Genomic DNA, 3,414 nt, shown 5'->3' with positions numbered 1-3,414 from the left:
AACTTGCCGCCTTCGAATTCCTCGACGGTCACGGCCCAGAAATAGTCGCCCGGCGGCAGGTGCGCGACGGTGATCTGGCGCGCGTGCAGGCCGACCTGGTCGACGACCGGCGCGCTCAGGTCCTTCGAGCGCGACAGCACGAACCGGTAACGCGCATTCTTGCCCGAGCCGTTCGGCGACCAGCGGAACTCGTAACCGCCCGCGCCCTGCGACGCGCTCGCGTCGAGCCCCATCACGCGGCGTTCGAACGCATAGGTGCGCGGCAGCCCCTCGAGGCCGTTCGCATCGATCGCGGCGATCCGCACGAAGTAGTTGCCGTTCGGCACGTCGCGGAACACCGCGCGCGGCGAATCGGTGCGCGTTTCGCGGAACAGGTCGAGCAGCCCCGCATCGTGCGCGAGCTGCACGCGATACGCATGCGCCTGCGCGAGCGGCGTGACGTCGAATGCGACGTCGGGCTCGTCCTGCACCTTGTCGGGATGCGCGAGCGCGGGGGCGCCCAGCAGCTGGACGGGCGCGCCGACCGCGCCGGACGACGTCGCGACGCTGCCGAAATTCGCATGCACGAGCGTCGCGTCGGCCGGCTGCCGGCCGCCCGCGACGCCGACGGTGCCGTCGAGCACTTCGACGCGCGTCGACGCAGTGCCGGCCGCGTCGTAGTTCACGCGAAAGCGCGTGCCGCGCACGCCGGCCACGACCGACGGCGAGCGGATCTGGAAGCGGTCGTCGCGTTTCTTCAGGTGGGTGACTTCGCTGTCGACCGAGCCGCGCGTGAGTTCGAACTCGCGATCGAGCGTACCGGTCAGCACCGTGCGGCGCAGCGACTTCAGGTCGAGCTGGCTGTCGGGCGGCAGGCTCATGTGCGTGCCGTCGGCCAGCTCGATCGTCACGAAGCCGTTCGGGCCGGTACGCACGCGATCGCCTTCGGCGAGCGTCGCATCGTTCGCGAGCGGCGCGAAAGCCGCGCCGGACGCACGCTCGGCCGTGCCCTGCACCGCGATCACGCGTGCGGTGAGCTTTTCCTTGCGCAGGCGCGCGACCGGCAGCTTCAGCGCGATGCCGGGCTGCAGGTGCTTCGGCGCCGGCACGCCGTTGATCTGCTGGAGCAGTTGCCAGTCGTCCGCGCCCTGCAGGTAGCGCGCGGCGACGTCGTACAGCGTGTCGCCGGCCTGCGTGCGATAGACGACCGTCTTGCCTGCGGCGGCGGCCGGCTGCGCCGCGGCCTGCTGCGCGGCGAACGCCAACGCGACCGCGCAGGCCGCGCGCAGCGCTGCCGTACCCAGGTTCGCCGTGCGCTGCGTGAGTCGCGTCGTCACTCCGGTTCCCCCTGGCCGACCCGTTCGAGCCGGTAGCCGTACCCGTAGATCGGCGCGAGACGGTAGCCGTTCTCGGGCCGCAGGCCGAGCTTGGTGCGCAGCATCGAAATGTGCGTATCCATCGTGCGCGACGGAATGTCGGTCGCCTGCTTCCACACGAGGTCGAGAATGTGCGCGCGCGACAGCGGCCGGTCGAGATGCTGGAACAGCAGCAGCGCGAGCTCGAATTCCTTTTGCGTGAGGCTCACGGCCTTGTCGCCGACGTACGCCTGCTTCAGGTTCACGTCGAAACGGAACTGATCGAATTCGCGGACGGTCGCCTCGGCGTTGACCGGATACGCGCGGCGCAGCAGCGAACCGATGCGCGCGCGCAGGATCGGGCCCGACACCGGCTTGACCACGTAATCGTCGGCGCCGGCGTTGAGGATCTGCGTGATCCCCGCCTCGTCGTCGCGGCTCGTCATGAAGATGATCGGCAGGCTGTGCTCGGTCTGGTTGGCGCGCACCCACTTGAGCACTTCCTCGCCGGACATGTCGGGCACGTTCCAGTCGAGCACCAGCAGATCGAACGTCTCGCGCTGCAGGCGCTTCTTCAGGGCCTTGCCTTCCTTGAACGCATAGCACGTATGGCCAACGGCCGTCAGCGTTTGACTGACGAAATCCGTCTGGGCCGGATCGTCATCCAGTACAGCAATTCTCATAGCACCCCGCAAATCGAAGTCGGTTCGTCCATTCGGCTCCCGCGCCTGCCCCGGCCGCGCAACCTGCGCGCGGCGGCGGATACCGGCCAGCGAGCCGTCGTTCGCCGCTCGCGCCACCTGCGCAAACCGGCGACCCCGGCTAAATATCTCAAAAACGGGGCACGGACGAACCGGCGATTTCATCATAGTAGTATGAAATTCGCCAAGAAATTGCGCGGACTATCGCCCTTTCTTCGAATAATCCTTTCTGTTGCGCAACCGGACGCCTAATCGGCGCCCGCGATGCCGGCCACCGGCTCGGCTAAATCGTCGGTCGGCATGCGTGGCGATGGCGGCTCCGACAGCGGCGGTTGCGCCAGCATCCGCTGCAGCTGGTCGCGCACGCGCTCCCACGCATTGGCCGCGTAGTCGGGCTGGCCCGCCGCCCATGCCTGCGCCAGATCGAACACGCGTTCGATCGTTGCGCCACAGTAGGTCGGGCCCGAGCCGTCGTCCCGCGCGGCGTCGCGCAGCCGTTCGTCGAGCCACTCGGCCAGCCACGGCATCTCGGCCGCGGCCGAATCTGCATATGCCTCCAGCGCGGCACGCGCGTGGCGGTCCTGCTGCGGATCGAGCTCGATCCGGCTCAATTCCGAGGTGCGCACGGGCGCGATGCTTTCCGCTCCGGACGGACTTCGAAGGGTCCCTGGTCTGAAGGACATGTCCTCTCCCCGTTGTACGACGGTAGCGTCAGGCATGGCCCCCGAGCCCGCCGTGCGACGTACCGTGGCCGGCGCCTCCGCTGGGAGCGGACGACCGGCCGGGTCAGTATACGCAGCCGGTCACGCAATGAGGTTTAAGAATTGTCAGAGAGGGACGCCCGGTTAGGGAGGCCCGGTTAGGGACGCCCGGTTAGGGAGGCCCGGTTAGGGACGCCCGGTTAGGGACGCCCGGCCAAGGGGGCAACCGGCTTGGGGCGGTCGGCCAGGCGCGACTGCCGAGGCGCGGCCGGCCGGCAGCCCGGCACCGCGGGACGTGCGATGCGTGCCTTCAGCGGCGGCGCATCAGAAACACGAAGGTCTTGTCCTGCGTCGTCGATTCGACGATCTCGTTGCCCGTCTGCTTCGCGAACGCGGCGAAATCGCGCTGCGAGCCCGGATCGGTCGCGAGCACCTTGAGGATCTGCCCGCTTTCCATATCGGCAAGCGCTTTCTTGGCACGCAGGATCGGCAACGGGCAATTGAGCCCGCGCGCGTCCACTTCCTTGTGAATCTGCATCGGCTGTCGACCTTCGAATGACGCGCCACACACGGCGCGGGAGGAAGCCGCGATTTACCGCAGCGCCGCCGCGCCTGCCCGGCCGCCCACGGCCCCGCGCCCGCCGGCACGGCGGCTCACGCGCCGGACGAAGCCGCCCG

4 protein-coding genes are annotated in these 3,414 nt (G+C 68.8%); all 4 read right to left on the bottom strand.

Features of this window, described 5'->3' with window-relative positions; genetic code table 11:
- The coding region (locus JMF90_RS29860) for a FecR domain-containing protein (protein WP_201325798.1) at nucleotides 1–1,316 on the bottom strand (1,316 nt) is incomplete at its 3' end.
- Nucleotides 1,313–2,017 (bottom strand): response regulator transcription factor, encoded by a 705-nt coding sequence (locus JMF90_RS29855; protein WP_006490421.1) that lies wholly within the window; start codon nucleotides 2,015–2,017, stop codon nucleotides 1,313–1,315. The genes JMF90_RS29855 and JMF90_RS29860, both read right to left, overlap by 4 nt.
- Nucleotides 2,018–2,283: 266 nt before the next feature.
- Complete coding sequence (locus JMF90_RS29850) at nucleotides 2,284–2,718, bottom strand: peptidase (protein ID WP_201316840.1); 435 nt, start codon at nucleotides 2,716–2,718, stop codon at nucleotides 2,284–2,286.
- Between the two features lie 328 nt (nucleotides 2,719–3,046).
- A complete protein-coding gene (locus JMF90_RS29845; RefSeq protein ID WP_006402122.1) occupies nucleotides 3,047–3,274 on the bottom strand; it encodes a sulfurtransferase TusA family protein in 228 nt (75 codons plus the stop codon).
- Nucleotides 3,275–3,414 lie beyond the last annotated feature (140 nt).

Origin of the sequence: Burkholderia sp. E168m23 (genome assembly GCF_016586125.1) — a bacterium.
GTDB lineage: Bacteria > Pseudomonadota > Gammaproteobacteria > Burkholderiales > Burkholderiaceae > Burkholderia > Burkholderia orbicola.
Note: the sequence above shows the minus strand (reverse complement) of the source record. Positions and strands in the feature narration are given on the sequence as shown.